This is a genomic window from Acinetobacter sp. YH12097, assembly GCF_013419225.1.
In the GTDB taxonomy this organism is placed as follows: Bacteria; Pseudomonadota; Gammaproteobacteria; order Pseudomonadales; family Moraxellaceae; genus Acinetobacter; species Acinetobacter amyesii.
This window is the reverse complement of record NZ_VPAN01000018.1, coordinates 1-21,446: the sequence shown is the minus strand read 5'-3', so window position 1 is coordinate 21,446 and position 21,446 is coordinate 1. Positions and strand designations below refer to the sequence as shown.

Genomic DNA, 21,446 nt, shown 5'->3' with positions numbered 1-21,446 from the left:
TCGAGCCGCTTTTTTTATACCTGATGTATAAATTGACGTATGATGATTTGAATTGAAATAATTTTCACTGCATAAGGTGATCCATGCATTCATTTGATGATTATTACTACTTTTACTTGGTGGTGAAACATGGCGGTTTTAGCGCTGCAAGTGAAGCATCGAATATTACAAAATCAAAATTAAGCCGACGCATTTTAGATCTTGAAGCCAAATATAATGTCACCCTTATTCAGCGTTCTACCCGACACTTTAAGGTCACGACATTAGGCCAAGAATTGTATGAAGAATGCATAAAAGTAATCGAACAAGTTGAATGTGCGCATCAGGTGCTCCTGAAGCAAAAAAGTGAACTTGAAGGCTTGGTTAAAATTAGTTGTCCACCGGTCATGATGGAACATCAAATTCGCCCCTTGTTAAATCAATTTTTAAAAGATCATCCCAAAGTTCAGGTCGAACTTGAGCTGTCTAGCCGCCGTGTAGATGTCTTGCATGACGACATTGATTTAGCGATTCGTACCAATTTTAGTAAAAATGAAGACTCGAGCATTATTGTACGTGACGTGATTAAAACCGTGCATTGCTTAGTGATTAGTCCTGAACTTTTACAAGGACGCGAGTTAAAGCATATTTTCGAATTGACAGAATTTCCGAGTATCGTTTTGGGTACACAGAAAAACCGCTATCAATGGCATTTGCATCATACGGGACAGCAAGAGCAGATTGAAATTGCCTTACAACCTCGGATTAAAAGCAATGACTTAGCCGGTGCTTATTATGCGGTACTCGATGGTTTAGGCATCGCAGACTTACCGTATTTAACGGTACAAGCAGATATTGAGGCAGGTCGTTTAATTCACCTCTTCCCCGAATGGTGCTCAAATGTCGGTACGGTACAATTGGTATATGCTTCGCGAAAAGGTCAGCGCCTAGTCATGGAAAGATTAATTGACTATTTAGTCGCTGGAATTCGTGACTATGCTCCGGAGCATGATGGCTATTTAGTTTAATGTTCTAGACCACAAAAAAAGCCAGAACTGAGTTCTGGCTTTTTTAAATCTACGGTTGGATCACTAAATTAGATTTTACCCACTAGGTCGATCGATGGTGCAAGCGTCGCTTCACCTTCTTTCCATTTTGCAGGACATACTTCACCTGGGTGTGCATGTACATATTGAGCAGCTTTTACTTTACGCATCAATTCAGAAGCATCACGACCAATACCACCTGCATTGATTTCAACGATTTGGATTTTACCTTCAGGGTCAATTACGAAAGTACCACGGTCAGCAAGACCATCCGCTTCAATTAAAACATCAAAGTTTTTCGCAAGTGTCCAAGTTGGATCGCCAACCATTGGATATTCGATTTTCTTAATTTCTTCAGAAGAATCGTGCCAAGCTTTATGCGTGAAGTGTGTATCAGTAGATACTGAATAAATTTCTACGCCCATTTTTTTGAATTCAGCATAGTGATCAGCAAGATCGCCTAATTCTGTTGGACATACAAAAGTAAAGTCAGCAGGATAGAAAAACACCACAGACCATTTACCGTAGAAGTCTTTTTCTGAAACTTCAATAAATTGACCGTCTTGGTAAGCGGTAGCGTTAAATGGTTTTACTTCAGTATTAATTAAACTCATTTGATATTCCTCTAACTCATTTCAGGGATTGCTTATCTGTTGAAGCTAGAATACGAAATATCAAACCATAGGTAAAACCGAACTTTTTTATAAAAACTATCGGATTTTTAGATTTGTTATTTAAATCAATCTTTGCCTTTCCATCGTGCAAACCAATCAAGTTCAATGGGTGCAAGCCTTTATATCCATAAAGAGGGTCTGCCAAGCAACCTGTGTAAACTGTTGTTTATAGTGTGATGGTGGCGTTTTGACTTTATGTGATAACCATGCCCGACAATAATTTTCCGTTGCCCCTAAGACCAATGACATCATTAATTCTTTGGGTAAATGCTCAATCAAATGCCAATCGGGTTGTGCGGTCAACCAATCCAGTAGTGCGCTATTGCGTTGCAAATTATGTTTTTTTAACTCGGCTTGTAGCGTTTCCTTACGCATACTAAACCCTGCCGCATACAAGAATCCTGCAAAATCTGGATACGCTTCGACCCAGTCGATATACGAGCACAAAATGGCTTGAATGCCTTCCTGCAGCGATTGGGCCTGTGTCAATGCATCTGCCCTTTTCACAAATTGATCTTGCAACGCCGCAAAATACAATGCCGCCACTAAACCATCTTTATTTTTAAAATGATGGTAAATCGCGCCAACACTGGTCTCTGCACGGTCTCTCACATGTTCAATCGTCGTCGTTTCAATCCCTTGCTCTAAAAAACATGCAAGGGCTTCTCCTAAGATCTGCCGTTTAAGTTCCGCTCGGCGACCACTGTAAATTCGTTGCAATAATGCTTGATTTGACGACATCGATACCTTCCTTTGCTCGGGGCATTTTAAAACAATGTTGGCTTTTTTTAATAGCTGTGACGTCATTTACGCCATTAACAGAACAATATTCTGTATTAGAATTATATTCTAAATAATGACGGATAATTAAGCATGAGCCAAGCATTAAAATTATGGAAGACCTTCCAAAACAAACCCGCAGGGAAATGGACTTTTTCAAAATTGCTGTGTTTGAAAGCACCGTATTTCAGCAGTATTTCGCCTGTTTTTGATGAATTAAAGCCCCAATACTGTGAACTACATATAAAAAAACAGCGCAGCGTGCTGAATCATATTGGCACTGTCCACGCGATTGCCATGTGTAATATGGCTGAATTGGCTGGCGGAACCATGACCGATGTGACCGTTCCGAGCAGCCATCGTTGGATTCCCAAAGGCATGACTGTGGAATATTTGAAAAAAGCCGATACAGATTTAACGGCCATTGCCACGCCTGTCGATGCTAATTTTACGTGGAATGCAGGGAGTGATTATTTGGTGAATGTCGTGGTGAACAACACGCGTAATGAAGCCGTTTTTAAAGCCGTAATTACCATGTGGGTTTCTGAAAAAAAATAAGTCGTCGACTCAATTGCAAAATGAAACTGATCTTTCAAGATGAGACCTACGAAAAAAAAACCCTCAAGATTGAGGGCTTTTTTTGATGATGATCTACCGTTTTAAACTTTACAAAAATATATCTCTAGTGTGTCTCAAAACGGTAAGTCGTCATCTAAATCTGCTGCTGCAGGAGCCGGTGTCGGTGCAGGCTGTTGTTTTGGCGCAAAACCACCTGGGTTGTTATTGCCATAGCTATTGCCTTGAGCCGGTTGGTTATTGCCATAACCGCCTTGGTTTGAGCTATTACCGTAGCCACCTTGGTTTTGGTTATTGTTATAACCACCTTGTTGATTATTAAAACGAGGCTGACCAAAATCACCGCCTTGACCTTGTTCGCCTTGTTGGCGATTATTGTCAAGCATTTGCATTTGTTCACCACGAATTTCAGTCGTGTAACGCTCTTGACCGCCTTGATCTGTCCACTGACGAGTACGTAATGAACCTTCAATATAAACTTTAGAACCTTTGCGCAAATATTGCTGTGCAATTTCACCTAAGCGGTTATGTAACACAATACGGTGCCATTCTGTTTGCTCTTTACGTTCACCTGTATTTTTATCTGTCCATGAATCACTCGTTGCAATTGAGAACTGAGTGAGAGAACCACCATTTGGGAAAGTTTTTGTTTCAGGGTCACGACCCAAAGTACCAACTAAAATGACCTTATTTACACCACGCATCAGACGTATTCTTCCTATTTGTTTCTATTATTTACTTTATAAGAGTTATGGTTAAATGGCTACCTCTTTCCCTAACAAGTGCGTTAAATGTTGTCGCGCAGATTCATCCATCTGCTGCTTATCCACTTTTACATAAGCCACTTGCTGGTCAGACATCACCACAACTTCTTCAATACCACGAATTGCTAAAAGCTGAGAAGTCCATTCATCCGTTTCTTTATCTTCAGGCAAACTGAAAACCATAGACGATAAATAACGCGGTTGAGCCAATCCAAAACTAATGATAAACCATAAAATGGCTAGCCCTGTCAGGATGCCCCATCCCATTGCCGTATCATTTAGCAACAGAAGTTGCCCGCCAATAATACCACCAAAAAATGCCCCTAGAAACTGACTGCTGGCGTTCACCCCCATGGCAGTCGCTTTGGATTGAATTGGAGCCGCTTTCGATAACCATGACGGTAATAATGCCTCCATCACATTAAATGCAATAAAGAATAAACCTAAGCCTGTCAGCAAAATATATTTTGATTCGAAACCAAAAATTAAGATGCCCAATCCTAAAATAATGCCACCAATGGCGGTCAAGAAAATGCCGCGCATTTTGCGATATTTTTCCGCCAAAATAATACTTGGAAATGCAAAAAACAGGCTCACGACCAAAAGCGGCAAATACACCAGACCATGTGAATGTAATGGAATATTGGCAAAGTCAATCAACTGAGATGGCACATAAATAAACATCGCTGTGAGTAGTAAATGCAATGCAAAGACTGAAACGTGCAAACGATTTAGATCAGGCATTTTCAGCACTTGCTTCAACTGCGTCAGATAACCTTGTTGGAAATTTCGGTGATGACGTGTCACTTTCGGCACCAACAGCAACATTGCAATCGCGGCAAGTCCCATGATGGTGGTCACCCAAAATAAACCCGAGATACCGACTAAACCTGTGAGCCAAGGTCCAAGGCTAAATGCCACCACAAAGGACAAACCGATACTCATCCCCATCATCGCCATGGCTTTAGTACGCTGTTCTTCACGTGTGACATCGGCTAACAAAGCCATCACCACCGCAGATACAGCACCACCACCAGCAATCGCACGCCCGATAATTACGCCATAGATACTATCGGACATCGCCGCAATTGCACCGCCTAAAGCGAACAACAGCAGCCCGATCACCACCAACGGTTTCCGGCTATAACGGTCTGCAATCAAACTAAACGGGATCTGTAAAATCGCTTGGGTCAAACCATAAACACCAACCGCTAAACCAATGAGTGCCGGTGTAGCCCCTGCATATTGCTGACCTGCCACAGAGAAAACAGGAATAATCATGAACAGCCCCAGCATACGTAAGGCAAAAATACTACTCAAAGCAAAAGTTGAGCGTCGTTCAAGAGCATTCATCATAGCTGGTTAAAAATTCATTAATCTTGGAATGGGATTATAGGACATTCAGCTTAAAACGAAGCAGGATTTTTATTGATTTTAAATATCCTGATAATTGGACAAATAAAAAGCGCAGCTAATGCTGCGCTTTTTGGGAGATTTCAGGCAAATTTAAATTAGCCTAGACTTTCTTGGCGCTTTTTATATTGAATTGAGGCAATCACCGCCCAAACAATAAATGCCACACCAATCAGGCCTGTTACCACTTCAGGGACATGCAGACCTGTGCCACTCGCCAACATAATGAAGGCCAAAGCACCAATCGCATAATGCGCACCATGTTCAAGGAAGATATAAGCATCTAAGGTGCCTTTATCCACCAGGTAAATGGTCATCGAACGCACGAACATAGCACCAATGGCAAGACCGAGCATAATGATCACAACATCAGAGGTAATCGCAAATGCACCAATCACACCATCAAAACTGAATGAGGCATCGAGTACTTCAAGGTAAAGGAAACCACCAAAACCTGCTTTGATCACGCCCGTCGGTACGCCATTTGCGTCATGTCCAACCGCATTACCGTTTTCATCAACTTCAGGTTCACCACCCAATAAATGACTCAGTACTTGGACACCGATATACACCACGATCCCCCAGATACCCGCCATCACTACCGCTAGACGAGAGGCTTCGGCCACGTTTGCTGCCATTACCAATAACGCAATTAGGGCAATAAACACGGACATCGCAGGAACGTTTGCAAGATTGGCCAAACGGCGCTCTAGCCAACGGAACCAATGGGTATCTTTCCCTTCATCTAAGAAGAAGTTCAGGAATACCAACAATAAGAAAGCACCACCAAAGGCCGCAATTTCTGCATGATGTGCCATCAATTTTGCAGAGTATTCAATTGGATTATTCAATGCCAATTGCACCACTTCCATAGCGCCCATGTCAGCCGTTACAGCAACAATGACGATTGGGAAAATCAAACGCATACCGAATACAGCAATCACGATCCCGACAGTTAAGAAAATCATTTTCCAGAAATGATCCCAACCACGGAGTACCGATGCATTCACTACAGCGTTATCAAATGATAATGATACTTCCATCACTGCCAAAATTGCAGTAATGGTCAGTGCTGTCAGCATGGCTTGCACACCTGCATTTGGGCCATGATTCAGACCCCAATATGCAGAAATGGCAAGACACACGATTGTAAAGACGATTGAGAAACCAAAATGTTTCATCATGATAGATCGACCTATTCATTCAATAAGATTTCAAAATGAGGGAATACCCAGTTTGAAGCTAAGTTTATGGCGCAATTATGCCGCTTTTCAGGATTGAAACCAAAAATTATTCGTTACATTTTGAATAAACACTCTAAGATGGAGTCTCTCAATTACATCGCATCATGGTGTAGACCCGTCTTTCATTTTTAACGACAGGAATGTTCAATGCGTTTTTCTGAAGAAGTTTGGCAACGTAATACCGCGTTATATCAGCAGATACTCCATCTACCGTTTAATCAGGAATTGGCTCAGGGCAGCTTAAGCCGCGACGCCTTTTGTCACTATGTCATTCAGGATGCCCATTATTTATTGGCCTATGGTCGTGCACTTGCAGTGTGTGCAGCCAAGGCATTTGATGCCGACGATGTGATTCAGTTTTCTGAAGCGGCAAAAATTGCCATCGTGGTGGAACGCAGTCTGCACAATGACTTTATGCAAGGTTTCAACATTAGCAAAGAACAGTTTGGAAATACTCCACTGACCCTTGCCTGCCATCATTACACTTCATTTCTAACAGCGACAGCATGGTCAGAAAGTTACCCTGTGGTCCTTGCCTCACTCCTGCCTTGCTTTTGGATCTATGCTGAAGTCGGCAAAGCCATTGTCAGCCAATCTGTGCCGAATAACCCTTACCAAGCATGGATCGACACCTACTCAGGTGAAGACTTCAATACTGCTGTGCAAAACGTGATTCAAACTATTGATCGAGTGGCGGCTCGCTGCGATGCAGATACACGTGAAAAAATGCATGCGGCTTATACGAACGGCGCAAAATTAGAATGGATGTTCTGGGACAGCGCGTATCAACAGCGGACATGGCCTGTAGAATAAACCTTTGATTTAAACTGTATAAAAAATTAAGGATCTAAAATTGCTTTTAGATCCTTTTTTATACAGTTGGATTCGGTTCAAATGACCTTGCACGATCATTTCAGGCATTAGCGTTTAAAACGATACCATCCGAGGAAAATCCCCATCGCGATAATCACCCAAAAAATCGCAAAACGAGCTTCACGCAACTCACTGCGTGCTGCTTTGCGTTCCTGCATCTCTTCTGAATGAAATTGTGATTTGATCATCGGATCAAGTTGAGCAATGGCCAATAAATCTTTGGGCTTTTCACCTTTGCCTAAAATGAAATACAGCCCTTTCACCTGCATTTCATTGAGTTTACCCAGTTCAATATTCAGTTGAGTTGCTTGTGCATTATAGTCAGGCACCCAATCTTCGACGCGAGCATATACATGGGCACGACTGGTATCAAAGAGCGATGCATCCTGCACTTTCTTGCCCGTTTGATCTTTCAGTTGTTCACTCAAATCGGAAAATTGGGACAGAACATAGTCTTTTTTCTGTGCCAACTGTACGCCGTCAAAAGCATACTCTTGTATTTTTTGTGCAGGATTATTTTTCAACAATAAGCCTTGGGGAACGACTTTAAAGTCCAGAACAGTATTGTCAGGAACTTGGTTGGTTTGTAGCACCATATATACCACAGACCATAGCTGTTCATTTTGTGCGACCGCAGGCACGCTCACGCTATAACGCTGCTCGGCTGCAGGGTCAATAAACTGTTCAAACGCGAGGATTTGACTGTCTTCAGCCCACAGGATTTGGCTTGAAAACATGAGGCTGATGATCACCCAAAATTGTTTTAACATTATTTGCTCTTATCATGATTATTTGCTGTTCTGTCAGAATTATAATTAATTATTCAAATACTTACATTTAAAATCACACATTTAACGATTGGAAATTCATCATAATTTTAGCCAAATCTATAGTTTTATAAATGATCTAGAACCCATAAAAAATTGATCTAAATCAGCATCGATATAGGCTTTTGATGCTTACTGAAAACTCTGCCATGCATAAATCAAAACAGCCGCAGCAAGCACCCAACTCAACGTTGCTACACTCAAACATGCCGTTAAACTTACACGTGTTGCGAGCAGGTACACCATCAATAAATAAATGAAATACGGGATGAGAGACCAGAGTCCAAACAGTGCAGTTTTTTGTAATGCGGCTGCACCCTGATCATTTGCCACAATTACATGAGCAATCAACGCAAAAGTCGGAAACAATGGAACCAAACCTGCAATATAAAACGCCTTACTTTTAGACAGCAAAGCAATTAATACCACAACAAAGGCACCCATTAAGCTTTTGAGAAATAAGGACAACATGGCATTCTATAGTTTCGAGAAAACTGCATTTTACGCCTTTTCTGCGATAGTCCTGAGATTTTCCAATGGATTGTTATGCGCATGACACAGGAGATTTAAACGATGAACTCAAAACAGTCACAGCGCTTTTATATTTATGCACCTTTACACCACAGGCTAGATGTAAAGCGCGCCTTTTGTTGCTCAGCCATTTGCTTAAACTGCGCTTGAACTTTTAAATCTTCAGCACTCATCAAATGTTGATTGTTTTCAACAATTGCCAAAACCAAATCAAACTGTTGAGGAATTTTTTCGCAAGCCAGATGCTTTTTTTCAGCTTCTGTTTTGGCTTGACCTAATTTCGCAATATATAGATCAATTTTTTCACTTTCGGTATTCAGCGCCAAAGTTGCTTGTTCTAAGCTGTCATATTTTTGCGCTTTCGGTGTGTGGTTCGGGGTACATGCACTCAAAAACACACTACACATCAATAAACCCATCACACCTAATGTTGGATTGAGATGAAGTTGCCATTTCATGTTAAAAGTCCTAGATTGCTGATTTGCGGATGTTTTAGGGCATCGGCACAGACAGCTATATTTTGATTCGGCCATTTTTCTCACAAAGTCACGCATAAATCTAGGTTTAAATTACACTTGAACATTTTTCATGCGCTATCATATATAGGTTTTTCGATGAATCTTTTAGGACCCCTTGCATGAGCCAAAGCCATATCCGTATTCGAGGCGCACGTACCCATAACTTAAAAAATGTGTCACTCGATATTCCACGCGACAAGTTTGTGGTCATTACGGGTCTTTCTGGTTCAGGGAAGTCCTCTTTGGCTTTTGATACCTTGTATGCTGAAGGTCAACGTCGCTATGTCGAGTCCTTATCTGCCTATGCGCGCCAATTCCTTTCGCAAATGGAAAAGCCCGAAGTCGACTCGATTGAAGGCTTGAGTCCCGCGATTGCCATTGAACAAAAATCAACTAGCCATAACCCACGCTCGACGGTGGGGACAATCACCGAAATTTACGATTATTTACGTCTGCTCTATGCCCGTGTCGGCACGCCATACTGTCCTGAACATGATCTACCGATGGTGGCTCAGACTGTGTCTGAAATGGTCGATACCGTCAAAGGTCTAGAAGAAGGTACGGCACTTATGTTGCTTGCCCCTGTGGTCCGCGACCGTAAGGGTGAATACACCAACTTGTTCGAACAATTACAAGGTCAGGGTTTCGTCCGTGCCCGTGTCGATGGTGAAGTCATTGATATCGACACACCACCCGAATTAGACAAAAAGAAAAAGCACACCATCGAAGTCGTTGTTGACCGTTTTAAAGTTCGTGATGACCTCGGTAACCGTATTGCAGAAAGCTTTGAAACGGCTTTACGCATGGGCGGCGATATTGCCATTTTGTCGTGGATGAAAGGCGAACAAGAAGATCGCGTATTTTCTGCTAAGCACTCTTGCCCTGAATGTGAACGTGCCGTTGGTGAACTTGAACCACGGCTATTTTCCTTCAACAATCCATTCGGTGCCTGCCCTGTTTGTGATGGTTTAGGCACACGCAGCCATTTTAGTGCTGACAAATTGATTCCCAATAATGAAGTTTCGATTAGCCAAGGGGCGATTCGCGGTTGGGACCGTCAACGTCCGTATTACTATAGCATGATCCAAAAAGTGGCAGATCATTTTGGTTATTCTTTAGATACACCGTGGAATGAACTCGATGCCGACACCAAAAAGAAATTTCTGTATGGGACAGGTAAAGAAAAAGTTGACCTGAGTTATATCGATGAACGTGGTCGTTCGCACAAACGCGTGCAAGCCTTTGAAGGGATTCTACCGCACCTAGAACGTCGCTACCGTGAAACCGAATCCAACTATGTACGTGAAGATTTAGCACAGTATTTGTCGAATGCCGCTTGTGATGCCTGTGATGGTTCTCGTCTGAATGAAATCTCACGTAATGTGAAAATTTTAGATAAGACCATCGCCCAGATCACCAAAATGTCAATTGGCGATGCTGAAAGCTATTATCAAGATCTCAACTTAAGCGGTGCCAAAGGCGAAATTGCCGACAAGATTTTCAAAGAAATCCGTGAACGTTTGCACTTCCTAGTCTCTGTCGGTTTGAATTATTTAAGTTTATCGCGCTCGGCAGAAACACTGTCGGGTGGTGAAGCACAGCGTATCCGTCTGGCTTCACAAATTGGTGCGGGCCTTATGGGCGTGATGTATGTCCTCGATGAACCCTCAATTGGTCTACATCAGCGTGATAATGACCGCTTGCTTGAAACCTTAGTTCGCCTACGTGACCTTGGTAATACCGTGCTCGTCGTTGAGCATGATGAAGATGCCATTCGAGCGGCCGACCATATTATTGATATCGGCCCTGGTGCAGGTGTGCATGGCGGTCATGTGATTGCCGAAGGGACGTATGATGAAATTTTGGCAAATCCTGACTCACTGACAGGTCAGTATTTATCAGGCAAGTTAAAAATTGAAGTGCCTAAACAACGTGTACAACCACCCAAACCTGAAGAACAAATCAAGTTGATGGGTGCTGCGGGTCATAACCTGAAAAATGTCGATTTGACTATTCCTCTAGGTGTAATGACTTGTGTAACGGGTGTATCAGGTTCAGGTAAATCGACGCTGATTAACCGGACATTATTGCCGCTTGCAGCAACTCAATTGAACGGTGCAACCACACTGACTGCGGAAAAATTTGACTCGATTGATGGCTTACAGTTCCTCGATAAAGTCGTCGATATTGACCAAAGCCCAATTGGTCGTACACCACGTTCAAACCCAGCAACTTACACCGGTTTGTTCACCCCAATTCGTGAACTGTTTGCGCAAACCCCTGAAGCCAAAGCACGTGGCTATGCTGCAGGTCGATTCTCGTTTAACGTGAAAGGCGGTCGCTGTGAGGCCTGTGAAGGCGACGGTATGATTAAGGTTGCAATGCACTTCTTACCTGATATGTATGTGCCTTGTGATGCCTGCCACGGCAAGCGCTATAACCGCGAAACGTTAGAAGTTGGTTATAAAGGTCGTAACATTTCAGATGTCTTAGAAATGACGGTTGAAGATGCGATGCATTTCTTTGATGCTATTCCTGTGATTCACCGTCGTTTGGAAACCTTGAACCAAGTGGGCTTGGGCTATATCCGTTTGGGTCAGTCTGCAACCACACTTTCAGGTGGTGAAGCGCAGCGTGTGAAATTGGCACGTGAGTTGGCGAAACGTGATACAGGCAAAACCTTGTACGTGCTTGATGAACCGACGACAGGTCTGCACTTCCATGATATTGCCAAGTTACTCGACATCCTGCATGAGCTACGTAATAAGGGCAATACCATCGTGGTGATTGAGCATAATTTGGATGTGATTAAAACGGCCGATTGGATTGTGGATTTAGGCCCTGAAGGTGGTGCAGGTGGCGGTATGATTATTGCGGAAGGTACGCCAGAGCAAGTGGCGAAGAATAAAGTGTCACATACAGCGAAGTTCTTAAAGCCGATGTTGAAGTAATTGAATCCTCCCCAACCCTCCTTTAATAAAGGAGGGGGTATCCCATTATTAATTCAGTGGAGTTTCCCCTCTTTTTTTCCTTGCGCCATATATGGCTCAGGGTTAGGGGGAGATTTAGTTCTCTAGTCGAGTTATCAGATAATCCATATAATTTTTATAAAATTCAGATTCTTTTCCTTTTTCTTCATAGATTTCAGTGATCATTGTTCTAAAAGAAGCTTTAAAATTTGAGGCAGTAGGCCTTTCGAGTATTTTTTTTACTATATAGCTACTATTAATATCATTAAATCTTTCATCTTGGAGGATTTGAATAAATAACAGTTCTTTCCATTGTTGTTTATTCGCTTTTTCTACGGATAACTCATCCTCACTACTTCCAGCGCCATTAACAAATATTTTAAAAACAGCATCAACTAGAATTGGTAAATGTTCAGAACTCAACTCAAATTTTTCAATATAATCTTCAAAAACGGGTCTAATTTCACCTAATTGATTTATACCTATAAATGATCTTCTATTTCTAATCATTTGTTCATGTATCCACTCACATGTAATACATTCTAATTCGATCGCTTGATCGGAATGCCCAAATAGCTCTAGAAGTTTAATTGCAAAACTTATATTTCCTAAATTTTCTAAGCCTATTACTTTTTTTGTTATTTCAAATAAATCTTTAGGAAAATTTTCATCTGCTTGCAACTTCCAAAATTTCTTAGTTATTGCATGAAAACTTTTTGTATAGTCATTATTTTTTTCGGATATCAATTCAGAACTAGCTAACTCTTTTAATAAACCGAAATCCAGTTCATCTACTTGATCAAACCATTTTTTGAACTCACTAAGCCATACATCAGAATGTATAAAATTGTACGAAATATTCTGTAATGCTTTATATGTTTTAACTTTCCTCTCAGACCAATCTTTTTGATTATCTTCGAGAACCAATTGGATATCTTCCCATTGAAAATCATATTTAACACCAAAATCAGAAATGAAATAACCTTGTAGAATTCTAGTTAGAATAATTAGTTTAGTGGAATCGGCCACCACTTTAGGTAGTTGATCTAGAAACTGGCTATACAATTTTATGACTTTTTGAAAAAATCTAAAATTATGAATCTCTAACTCTTCAGCAAATTTAATCATCAAATTAACTAAATCATCATCTATATCTTTTGTATTTGCACGAATCAAAGGTTCAACAGATGTAATTTTTATGGTTTCATCAATCAACTTTTCTTTATATTCAGCATATTTTTTCTTATTCTCTCCTTCAGCTTTATCTTCATCTAAAATCAAAACGACCTGACAATTTCTTTCTAGTTTAAGCTGATTTGCCAAGCCCATGACATCTTTTATATCAAGCTTGTTTGACATACGTTCAAAGTCATCAAAGCAGATAATCGCATCTTTAACTTGAGCATATAACACGGATTCAAAAATTCGTGCAGAAGAACTAATTCCATATTCGCTGCTCGTTAGCTTAACCTCTCTTAAAGCTGTAAGTCCCTTTTTGATGAATGTAGGTATTTCAAAGTTCTTTGTGGACTCTTGATTAAAGTAATTACTACTCATATTTGTGGATATAGCAGCTTTAAGATCAGATAAATTTTCTATACCAAACAAAGAAACATAAGCATATTTTTTATCAAAAAAATTCTTATGCATAAGCCTTACGGACAGTGGTAAATACTTCCTTTCCTGTTCTTTGATTGATTGAACTTTTAAAAAGCTATTCCAGAAGAAAGTTTTCCCAACTCCCCAAGACCCAGTAATCGCAATTGCGATCCCATTATTATCATTTGTTCTAAAAATATCTTCTAAACGTTGTTCTTGAGACTGGTTCATTGTCTTGAAATATTAATAACTTATATCCTTTATATCTGCAAAAAACAATAAATTCAATCACATGACGGCGACATGGATGTCGCCTGTTTGACTGGGGCAGCACGGATGTGCCCTCAGTCAAACAAAAGCATTTTGCCTACTTTTGTGCTTTCAAAAGTAGGAATCTCCTACGCAATGGAAACTCAAACCCAATGCAAAGTAAGGACGTGCAAACTCAAAATTCAAAATTCAAAATTCAAAATTCAAAATTCAAAATTCAAAATTCAAAAAATTAACGTAAAAAATGAAACACGCCTAACTTATCCAATACATCCAACGTCAACTGCTTACGCTCCGCCACATCATCCCCTGCCGCCATCTGCAAATTCAAACTAAACGCCGTGATCTTGCCATGACCATCATCCACCCAACCGGTATACCAACCGACTTGAGGTTCCACATCCATACCCCAACCGCTCTTGGCATACAACTTCGCATCGCCACGACTTTCAATATAAAGCATGTCTTTGACTTGCTTTTGTACCGCGACATCAAACGGTAATTTCTCTGTCGCAAGCTGATACGCAAATTTGGCTTCTTGCTCGGGCGTAATCTTTAACGGCCCAACCAACCAAAAATTATCCACCTGTTTGCCAATATTGGCATTGCCAAAACCGACCCGTTTGACTTCTTGTTGCATTAACGCCAAACCTATTCGCCTTGCCAGTTCCTGATAAACAGGCACCGCAGACGCTTGCATCGCTTCACCCAAAGTCAGGTCTTTTTCCCATGACGGGAAAGCACGTTTTTCACCTTTCCATTTAAAAACTTCAGTGGTTGTCGCCTTCTGATGCTGCAAACCAATTAAAGCATTTAACATTTTAAAGGTAGATGCAGGAATGTATGCTGTCTGGGCGCGCTGTAAGTCATTGCCATAATGGCTCATGCTCTGACCATCAAATGTGACAAATACCGCCTGTGTCTGTGCTTGATTAAATAAAGACGGAATTTCACTCACCCGTGAATTTGCTAAATTGGCTTGAGCCGTTTGTTTTAAGTGTTGAGATGAATCCAACATGCCTTCATTTGCTGTACATGCTGTCAAACTCAGGACAGTCATCAACGATAGATATATTTTTTTCATTGCACTATTTTTATGGCGTTTAAAGTCCACAGTATAAGATGAAGTTCAAACCTGAATTGTGTACTTTTCAACAGTCTTGTATCTGTTCCAAACTTAGCATATCGACTATTTATTTTTAAACAAAACATCCTTATGATGACGCCTATCGTGGACTCAACAACGAATAATTTTTAACTTTTTAAAATATAAAAGCATACTAACAATGAATAAATTTATCTTAAGTTTCAGTCTCTTATTATGTCCAATATATAGCTTTGCCGATGGCTATCTAAACGAATACATGGTGCTGTTTGTCTCACAAGAAGACCCTGATCTTAGCCCATGGAAAGATAAGCCGCAGTGTAAAGCCCTCAGTACCCCGACTTCACACAAAGGGATCTATGAAAATCAATATGTCTATGCCAATGGCAATGCCCTAACCACCATCTTTCTGAGCAACAGCAAAATTAAAAATGGTGAATGTGAACATCTAATTCACTTTCCAGATGGTATTCAAGGCTCAGGCGTATTTGAAAGTTTCTTCCCCAACGGCAAATCCCGTAGCCGCATTGCCTATAAAAATGGGGAGTACGAAGGCAAACTCGAGTTTTGGTTTGCCAATGGGATAAAAGAGCAAGAAAGTAGCATCATCAATGGTGAATCTCAGGGGGATTACAAAATTTGGCATCCGAATGGCCAACTGGCTTTTTCTCAAAATTATAAAAATGGTATCGAGCATGGCCTGCGCCAACGCTGGTACAGTAATGGTAAACCGTGGACCTATGCCAATTTTCAAAACAATAAATTGATTGGCGAGCTGAAAATGTGGTTTGAAAACGGCAAACTAGAACGCCAAGGTTATTATCGTAATGGCGTTCGTCATAACAGTTATAAAATTTGGTATGACAATGGGCAACCTGAAGCGGTGCTTCAGTACGATTTAGGCAAAATTACCCAAGCCCAGTGTTGGAATGAAGATGGTAGTCAAATGAACCAACAAGCCTGCAATAAATTATATAAAGATGAAGATTAATTGATTTTTCTAGCTAACTTTATGAATCTGCCAAGATATTTATGAATATCAAGCTGCGTTTAGGCTGAAACACGGTCACGCCCCGCAGCTTTGGCTTTAAATAATGCTTGGTCTGCGCGCTCTAATAAATCGATCCAGCTTTTGGCACCCACTGCAACACCAATACTCACCGTCACGATGAGATCTGCTTCGTCTTCTGCCAAATTGAAATTCACATGCTGAATATCATGCCGTATGGTTTCGGCAATGTGCTGGGCTTTGAGCATATCAATCCCCTCGATCAGGACTAAAAACTCATCTCCACCATATCGCACCACCAAGTCGGATGAACGAATATGTTGTCGTAATTGATTGGCAACATGTTGAATCACCAAATCGCCGACAATATGCCCATAGCGATCATTGACCTGTTTAAAGTGATCAATATCAATCACGATCAGTGCTGTATGTAAAAAGCCTGAATTTTGGCTGTCGCGAAATTTAATATATTCATCTAAGGCAAAACGATTGGCGACATTGGTGAGTGAGTCAGTATTGGCAATATGTTTAAGCTGAAATTCAAAGGCATCACGTTGTTCCAACATGTTTTCAATATGCTGAATGGCATCAAATAAACTGAGATAACCTACTTTGGCAGGTTCAATCACGCCTTGATCCATTTGTCGGTGCCGAGCCAGTTTAAATAACTGATTACGAGCACGAATTAAAGGTTCAAACACCCATTTCTTGGCATAGAACATCGTTAATAATGCAGTCAGTAATGACACGAGCGAGACAAAAAGCGTGAAAATCAATTTATTTCGCGCTTCACGTTGTTCATCCGCAGCTACTTTGAGACTGTAATCTAAAATATAACTTTGCAATTCCACCACTGTGACAAATTTATTGACCATTGCATCAGTGAGCTGGGTGTCATCCATGTGATAACGCTGATGTTGAAGACTTTTTTGAGCCAAACCATCAATAATTGGCAAACCTTTATCTAAAAATTCCGTTCGTACCGCATGATGTAACTGTTTAAACTCGGGTGTTTTGTCATGTTCGGACTGCACGACATTGATCAATTCCCATAGATAGCGTGTTTGACGCTGGGTTTGTAAACTCCGCGCTAAATTTTGTTCAGGAATTTCCTGTTGAAACGATACTGCAGCCATAATATTGGACGCGACTCGTCCTGCCTGATCACGTAATTCTGCCAGTAATAAAATCAGCGTGTAATAATTCGATACACGGGTATCTTTACCATGTGAATGATTGACCAATTTCTGCATGGCAATATAGCTTTGATCCCAAGCTTGGAACATCGCCAAAATAGCATGATCCAATTTTTTAGCGTCACGCTGTTGTGTCGGCAGCGCAATATATTGATCGACCGTTTTGCGACCCTGCAACAAATATGGATATAAATTGGACTCTAACTGCTGGGCGATCGGTGCAAAGCCCGTTTCTTTTAAAACTTTCAGTGTATCTTGATATTGCCGATCAACGCCTTGACGATATTCAGCCAACTCAATAATTTTTTGCTCACGCTGAAGACCTTGACTCGACATTGCACTGTTAGCTGGCGCACGTTCACGAGAAATTTGGTTGGTTAAATCTGCCACCATTTTTAGCATCTGAATTTCTTTCAGCGCTTGAGCATTTTTGAGGTAGTTTTGATAACTGCTCACAATCAGTGGAACACTAATAAATACGATAGACAAGACGATTACTAGCATCGCAAGTTGCAAGCGCTTACTAATATGCTCTGTTCGTAATGTTTCCATCTATTTTATGCCCCACACTTGTTGCATACCCCAACCCACTTATCAACTAAACGCGGGAATATTTAAATTAATGATCAATAATTTATTAATTTATAAAATGAACATTTATACAGCTAAATTCTATACAAATGTGTTGAATCTGTCACATTTTTATCATTTTAAAACGAGATAATTTGCTAAAAAACAGCAACATATTTGAAAGGAATAAATTTTTTTATGAACTTGCTTAAATAAATATTTACAATTGCAATAAATTGGTGCAGAATGCACCGTATTAGGGCACACTAAATTTCTTCCTCAGCAGAATATTTTAGTTTCCCGAAAATTTTGGCTAAAAAATCCTGATTTTCCATGAAAATCAGGATTTTTTTTGTCTATAGTCTCTAAACTAGATGATAAATCCAATAATTTACGCACCATAGTAGTGCATATTTTTTTATTCATAATCCTTTTATCTTTAAGATTTACAGTAAAGTTAAATTTTTGAATAAAAAAAAAGCCCAACCTTGGGGAAAGCTGGGCGAATAAAAAACAAACTATGGAGAATCAGGGTCAAAGTCACACTTTTAAACTGTGTAACGACTCGATTGGCAAATTATGAATCAAATAAAACCTGATGTAAAGCCAAGTATTTCATAATGGTATTAAACTTATCACCAAGATATTCATTTAAGTTAAATGGACCTCAGATTTAAAACAAAAACGTCCATTTACTATGCAAATAAACAGTTTTCGCCCAACAAATCGGCAGTCAAAACCGCAATTTATCGCTTCAAATGCGTGAAAAGCGTTAGAATTTGCCCACTACAATAAATGTTATTTTGAATTAAAATAACAATAATAATTGTTATTTCAGATTAAAAAGCTGTGTATTTTTTCAAGTGTATTTTTTTAATTAAGAATTTAATCAAACTTACTTAATTGTTCTCAATGATTTTTTTTCAGTGACTTATTAGTTAGAGTAAAAACTGAATTTCTTATTATGAAATAAAGATCTGAGTCAGAGACTGAATAATAACCTTTAGGATCATTGACTTAATATATTGTTACAATACAATGCTCAATGTTTAATCCATTTGTAACAACTGGTATAAAATCATGAAAAAACTCGGTTTAGCCACTGCTTTATTATTAGCCATGACCGGTGCTCAAGCTTACCAATTTGAAGTTCAAGGCCAAGCAGAATACATCGACACAACTGCAAATGACAAAGATTTCATTGGTGGTGTTCAAGGTACTTACTACTTCAAAAATGTTGACTCTACAAAAGGTCCTTTAGCAGAAGCTGCATTCTTAAACCAAGCTTCTAACGTATCTGTTGCTTACAACTACGGTGAAGTTGGTTCAAAAGGTACTGACGTAATTGCTCATAACTTCGGTGCTAAAGCTGAAGCTTATGTTCCAACTAAAGTTGTTCCTGTATACGCTAGTACTTCTTACAGCCACACTATCCTTGACAGCAAAAATGCAAACAACACTGATGACAACGGCGACCGTTATGCATTAGAAGTTGGTGCGCTTCCAACTCAAAACTTCTTAGTTGCTGTTGGTTACACTAGCGTTGCTGACCAAGCTGCTGTTGACGCGTTCAACGTTATGGGTAACGGTGTTGCTAAAGCTGTTGCTGAAGCTACAACTATTGGCCAAGACCAAGACGCAATCACTGCACGTGCTAAATATGTTGGCGCAATCGACGACACTAACATGGCAATTGGTTTCGAATCAGGCATCATCTACGGTGATGACACTGCTTACCAATTCAAAACTGATCTTTTCGTAACTCCTAAATTAAGCGTTGGTGCTTCTTACGCTGAATCTAGCTTTGCTGGTACTCCAGACTCAGCTTGGGGCGCGAACGTAAACTACTTCATCACTCCTGCTTTTGCAGTTGGTGCTAGCTATGTAAATGCTAATGCTGAAGAAGTTGCGCTTGACACTCAAACTGTTGGCGTAAACGCTAAATTCCGTTTCTAATTCATATTAGATACTGAATACCAAAAAGGACGCATTTGCGTCCTTTTTTTTCCTGCCATTATTTGTCTTTGGGCTCATGGCGTTCCGGTAAATGGGCAATATATTGCAATGCAATTAAGCGTGAAACGATGAGAGCCAAATACATCACTCCACAGAACATTTGAAGCATAGCCAAGACCCGTGCAGGCGCACTCACAGGCATGAGATCCGACAAGCCCGTGGCAGACTGCAAACTAAAACTTAAAAATAATAAATCTAACCACGACTGCATGCCCGGCTCTGCAGGATTCACAAAACTATCCGGATAAATCAGCTGACAAATACTATAGAGAAAGGCAAAACCCCATGCGATGAGGGTAAATACTGCCCCTGCTGCAAAAAGTTCATCTTTGGTTAAATAGCGATCGGCAAACATATAGCGCAATACACCATAGGCTGCACTAAAATACGCACAGGCTTCAAAACCATGCGCAATAATTTGAATATTCGGATGATTTACACCCAGCATAATCAAAGTGGAAAACAATACGGCGCAGCCAACAAAACTCAGCCCAAGAATCGTAAACATCGGTGTTTGGCGAATCACTTTGGCAATGATCAACAGCACCAATACCCCAAGTACCCAAATCAGCGCACGAAAAGACAGGCTTTCTCGGGTAATCGCGGTTAATACCAAGATCAGAAACTGCACCAATAACAGCCATGCTGAGGGTAAAAGTCTAAAGCTTTTCCAAAAATCCACGAATCCTTGCATTATTTTCAATCTCTATATTTTTTATCATGCGCTGAAATGATCGATCTAAAGCATCATCAACTAATTGATTTTAAATTAGCACGAAGTGAGTTTTTTATACTGCAAAGATTTGTTGAGTGTGACCTGAAAAGCATCACATATGCATACGGTTCAGCCTCAGTTTTTTGATCACCTATGAGCCTCAAAAAGCCTATTGTAAGTTTCAGCATTCAGGCGCACATTTAAAGAAATCTCCTGCGTGGTAGATTTCATTATGAAAAAACATCTCGTATTTGCTCCCCTCTGTCTGCTCATGCTCTCTGCCTGTACACAAAACAGTCCGCTCCTCAAAGGCCATGAAAATTATGTGGGGACTTGGCAAAACAACCACAGTGAATTAGTGATCAAATCGTCGGGCGAAGTGACGTATTACCATCAAGAACATACCGAAAAAAGCATTGCCAACCAAACCTTCAGTGGTGCTGAACAGTCGCGAATAAAAGCCCATTTGAGCAGTTTTGGTAATCAGAGTTTTAGCATCGGTCAGGATGATTTCTCTCAACAATTCACCATTCAGCGCTCACCTTATCAAGATGATCAAGGCCATTAGAAAATGTCAGTCAAAGGAGAGAGTTATACACGCAAATAAGACAGAGATTTGTCCATGATCCACTGCTCCCTATAATTTATGTCTTGTCCTGAAATAGATTGACAGTATTCCACTTCAAACCGAGTTAAGCAATTAGCTCGGTTTTAGTTTGCTCATACGTCTGATTCGGGGTGTTCATATTTAAACTTAAATGTGGTCTATAGC

At 40.4% G+C, this 21,446-nt stretch carries 19 protein-coding genes; 7 read left to right on the top strand and 12 right to left on the bottom strand.

Annotated elements, in window-relative coordinates; genetic code table 11:
* Positions 1–83: 83 nt before the first annotated feature.
* A complete protein-coding gene (locus tag FTU37_RS09465) occupies positions 84–1,007 on the top strand; it encodes a LysR substrate-binding domain-containing protein (protein WP_168378962.1) in 924 nt (307 codons plus the stop codon).
* Between the two features lie 68 nt (positions 1,008–1,075).
* On the opposite strand, the gene ahpC is transcribed toward FTU37_RS09465, so the two are convergent.
* Positions 1,076–1,639 (bottom strand): alkyl hydroperoxide reductase subunit C, encoded by a 564-nt coding sequence (gene ahpC / locus FTU37_RS09460; RefSeq protein WP_078190520.1) that lies wholly within the window; start codon positions 1,637–1,639, stop codon positions 1,076–1,078.
* 162 nt (positions 1,640–1,801) lie between these two features.
* Positions 1,802–2,440 carry a TetR/AcrR family transcriptional regulator gene (locus tag FTU37_RS09455; protein ID WP_168378961.1) on the bottom strand — a complete coding sequence of 213 codons (639 nt, stop codon included), beginning with the start codon at positions 2,438–2,440 and terminating at the stop codon, positions 1,802–1,804.
* 132 nt (positions 2,441–2,572) lie between these two features.
* Between FTU37_RS09455 and FTU37_RS09450 the strand changes: the two genes are divergently transcribed.
* Positions 2,573–3,037, top strand: coding sequence for a hotdog fold domain-containing protein (locus FTU37_RS09450; RefSeq protein WP_168378960.1), 465 nt, complete (start codon positions 2,573–2,575; stop codon positions 3,035–3,037).
* A gap of 134 nt (positions 3,038–3,171) precedes the next feature.
* Here FTU37_RS09450 and ssb read toward each other — a convergent pair whose 3' ends face one another.
* From ssb to FTU37_RS09435, 3 genes are all read right to left on the bottom strand, one after another.
* Complete coding sequence (ssb, locus tag FTU37_RS09445; RefSeq protein ID WP_078193176.1) at positions 3,172–3,759, bottom strand: single-stranded DNA-binding protein; 588 nt, start codon at positions 3,757–3,759, stop codon at positions 3,172–3,174.
* Positions 3,760–3,810: 51 nt separating this feature from the next.
* Positions 3,811–5,175: an MFS transporter gene (locus FTU37_RS09440; RefSeq protein WP_180124244.1), complete on the bottom strand. Its 1,365-nt coding sequence runs from the start codon at positions 5,173–5,175 to the stop codon at positions 3,811–3,813.
* A 155-nt stretch (positions 5,176–5,330) separates the two neighbouring features.
* A complete protein-coding gene (locus tag FTU37_RS09435) occupies positions 5,331–6,416 on the bottom strand; it encodes a DUF475 domain-containing protein (protein ID WP_168378958.1) in 1,086 nt (361 codons plus the stop codon).
* Positions 6,417–6,623: 207 nt separating this feature from the next.
* Here FTU37_RS09435 and tenA point away from each other — a divergent pair, with 207 nt between their 5' ends.
* Complete coding sequence (gene tenA / locus FTU37_RS09430; RefSeq protein WP_180124243.1) at positions 6,624–7,289, top strand: thiaminase II; 666 nt, start codon at positions 6,624–6,626, stop codon at positions 7,287–7,289.
* Positions 7,290–7,396: 107 nt separating this feature from the next.
* Here tenA and FTU37_RS09425 read toward each other — a convergent pair whose 3' ends face one another.
* The 3 genes from FTU37_RS09425 to FTU37_RS09415 all read right to left on the bottom strand — a co-directional run bounded on the left by FTU37_RS09425 (position 7,397) and on the right by FTU37_RS09415 (position 9,165).
* On the bottom strand, positions 7,397–8,119 hold the full coding sequence (locus FTU37_RS09425; RefSeq protein WP_168378957.1) for a hypothetical protein: 723 nt from the start codon (positions 8,117–8,119) through the stop codon (positions 7,397–7,399).
* A gap of 189 nt (positions 8,120–8,308) precedes the next feature.
* Positions 8,309–8,647 (bottom strand): GlpM family protein, encoded by a 339-nt coding sequence (locus tag FTU37_RS09420; protein WP_111884495.1) that lies wholly within the window; start codon positions 8,645–8,647, stop codon positions 8,309–8,311.
* Positions 8,648–8,781: 134 nt separating this feature from the next.
* Positions 8,782–9,165, bottom strand: a complete 384-nt coding sequence (locus FTU37_RS09415; protein ID WP_111884494.1) for a hypothetical protein — start codon at positions 9,163–9,165, stop codon at positions 8,782–8,784.
* A 179-nt stretch (positions 9,166–9,344) separates the two neighbouring features.
* Between FTU37_RS09415 and uvrA the strand changes: the two genes are divergently transcribed.
* Positions 9,345–12,176 carry an excinuclease ABC subunit UvrA gene (uvrA, locus tag FTU37_RS09410; protein ID WP_168378956.1) on the top strand — a complete coding sequence of 944 codons (2,832 nt, stop codon included), beginning with the start codon at positions 9,345–9,347 and terminating at the stop codon, positions 12,174–12,176.
* Positions 12,177–12,290: 114 nt separating this feature from the next.
* On the opposite strand, the gene FTU37_RS09405 is transcribed toward uvrA, so the two are convergent.
* Positions 12,291–14,024, bottom strand: coding sequence for a P-loop NTPase fold protein (locus FTU37_RS09405; RefSeq protein ID WP_180124242.1), 1,734 nt, complete (start codon positions 14,022–14,024; stop codon positions 12,291–12,293).
* 271 nt (positions 14,025–14,295) lie between these two features.
* Positions 14,296–15,147 carry a class D beta-lactamase gene (blaOXA, locus tag FTU37_RS09400; RefSeq protein ID WP_373686306.1) on the bottom strand — a complete coding sequence of 284 codons (852 nt, stop codon included), beginning with the start codon at positions 15,145–15,147 and terminating at the stop codon, positions 14,296–14,298.
* A gap of 202 nt (positions 15,148–15,349) precedes the next feature.
* Between blaOXA and FTU37_RS09395 the strand changes: the two genes are divergently transcribed.
* On the top strand, positions 15,350–16,159 hold the full coding sequence (locus tag FTU37_RS09395; protein WP_168379426.1) for a toxin-antitoxin system YwqK family antitoxin: 810 nt from the start codon (positions 15,350–15,352) through the stop codon (positions 16,157–16,159).
* Between the two features lie 59 nt (positions 16,160–16,218).
* Here FTU37_RS09395 and FTU37_RS09390 read toward each other — a convergent pair whose 3' ends face one another.
* A complete protein-coding gene (locus FTU37_RS09390) occupies positions 16,219–17,925 on the bottom strand; it encodes a diguanylate cyclase (RefSeq protein WP_168379425.1) in 1,707 nt (568 codons plus the stop codon).
* A 1,098-nt stretch (positions 17,926–19,023) separates the two neighbouring features.
* Between FTU37_RS09390 and omp33-36 the strand changes: the two genes are divergently transcribed.
* A complete protein-coding gene (gene omp33-36, locus FTU37_RS09385; protein ID WP_168379424.1) occupies positions 19,024–19,899 on the top strand; it encodes a porin Omp33-36 in 876 nt (291 codons plus the stop codon).
* A gap of 58 nt (positions 19,900–19,957) precedes the next feature.
* Here omp33-36 and FTU37_RS09380 read toward each other — a convergent pair whose 3' ends face one another.
* A complete protein-coding gene (locus FTU37_RS09380) occupies positions 19,958–20,653 on the bottom strand; it encodes an ion channel (RefSeq protein ID WP_168379423.1) in 696 nt (231 codons plus the stop codon).
* Between the two features lie 253 nt (positions 20,654–20,906).
* On the opposite strand from FTU37_RS09380, the gene FTU37_RS09375 reads away from it, so the two are divergent.
* Positions 20,907–21,242, top strand: a complete 336-nt coding sequence (locus FTU37_RS09375) for a hypothetical protein (protein ID WP_168379422.1) — start codon at positions 20,907–20,909, stop codon at positions 21,240–21,242.
* Positions 21,243–21,446 lie beyond the last annotated feature (204 nt).

Bases quoted from the DNA above. Each gene is read 5' to 3' on its own strand.
- FTU37_RS09405 (WP_180124242.1), bottom strand. From the start codon at position 14,024: ATGAACCAGTCTCAAGAACAACGTTTAGAAGATATTTTTAGAACAAAT.
- FTU37_RS09375 (WP_168379422.1), top strand. From the start codon at position 20,907: ATGAAAAAACATCTCGTATTTGCTCCCCTCTGTCTGCTCATGCTCTCT.
- uvrA (WP_168378956.1), top strand. From the start codon at position 9,345: ATGAGCCAAAGCCATATCCGTATTCGAGGCGCACGTACCCATAACTTA.
- FTU37_RS09395 (WP_168379426.1), top strand. From the start codon at position 15,350: ATGAATAAATTTATCTTAAGTTTCAGTCTCTTATTATGTCCAATATAT.
- FTU37_RS09435 (WP_168378958.1), bottom strand. From the start codon at position 6,416: ATGATGAAACATTTTGGTTTCTCAATCGTCTTTACAATCGTGTGTCTT.
- tenA (WP_180124243.1), top strand. From the start codon at position 6,624: ATGCGTTTTTCTGAAGAAGTTTGGCAACGTAATACCGCGTTATATCAG.
- FTU37_RS09380 (WP_168379423.1), bottom strand. From the start codon at position 20,653: ATGCAAGGATTCGTGGATTTTTGGAAAAGCTTTAGACTTTTACCCTCA.
- ahpC (WP_078190520.1), bottom strand. From the start codon at position 1,639: ATGAGTTTAATTAATACTGAAGTAAAACCATTTAACGCTACCGCTTAC.
- FTU37_RS09415 (WP_111884494.1), bottom strand. From the start codon at position 9,165: ATGAAATGGCAACTTCATCTCAATCCAACATTAGGTGTGATGGGTTTA.
- FTU37_RS09390 (WP_168379425.1), bottom strand. From the start codon at position 17,925: ATGGAAACATTACGAACAGAGCATATTAGTAAGCGCTTGCAACTTGCG.
- blaOXA (WP_373686306.1), bottom strand. From the start codon at position 15,147: ATGAAAAAAATATATCTATCGTTGATGACTGTCCTGAGTTTGACAGCA.
- FTU37_RS09450 (WP_168378960.1), top strand. From the start codon at position 2,573: ATGAGCCAAGCATTAAAATTATGGAAGACCTTCCAAAACAAACCCGCA.
- omp33-36 (WP_168379424.1), top strand. From the start codon at position 19,024: ATGAAAAAACTCGGTTTAGCCACTGCTTTATTATTAGCCATGACCGGT.
- FTU37_RS09440 (WP_180124244.1), bottom strand. From the start codon at position 5,175: ATGATGAATGCTCTTGAACGACGCTCAACTTTTGCTTTGAGTAGTATT.
- FTU37_RS09425 (WP_168378957.1), bottom strand. From the start codon at position 8,119: ATGTTAAAACAATTTTGGGTGATCATCAGCCTCATGTTTTCAAGCCAA.
- FTU37_RS09455 (WP_168378961.1), bottom strand. From the start codon at position 2,440: ATGTCGTCAAATCAAGCATTATTGCAACGAATTTACAGTGGTCGCCGA.
- FTU37_RS09420 (WP_111884495.1), bottom strand. From the start codon at position 8,647: ATGTTGTCCTTATTTCTCAAAAGCTTAATGGGTGCCTTTGTTGTGGTA.
- ssb (WP_078193176.1), bottom strand. From the start codon at position 3,759: ATGCGTGGTGTAAATAAGGTCATTTTAGTTGGTACTTTGGGTCGTGAC.
- FTU37_RS09465 (WP_168378962.1), top strand. From the start codon at position 84: ATGCATTCATTTGATGATTATTACTACTTTTACTTGGTGGTGAAACAT.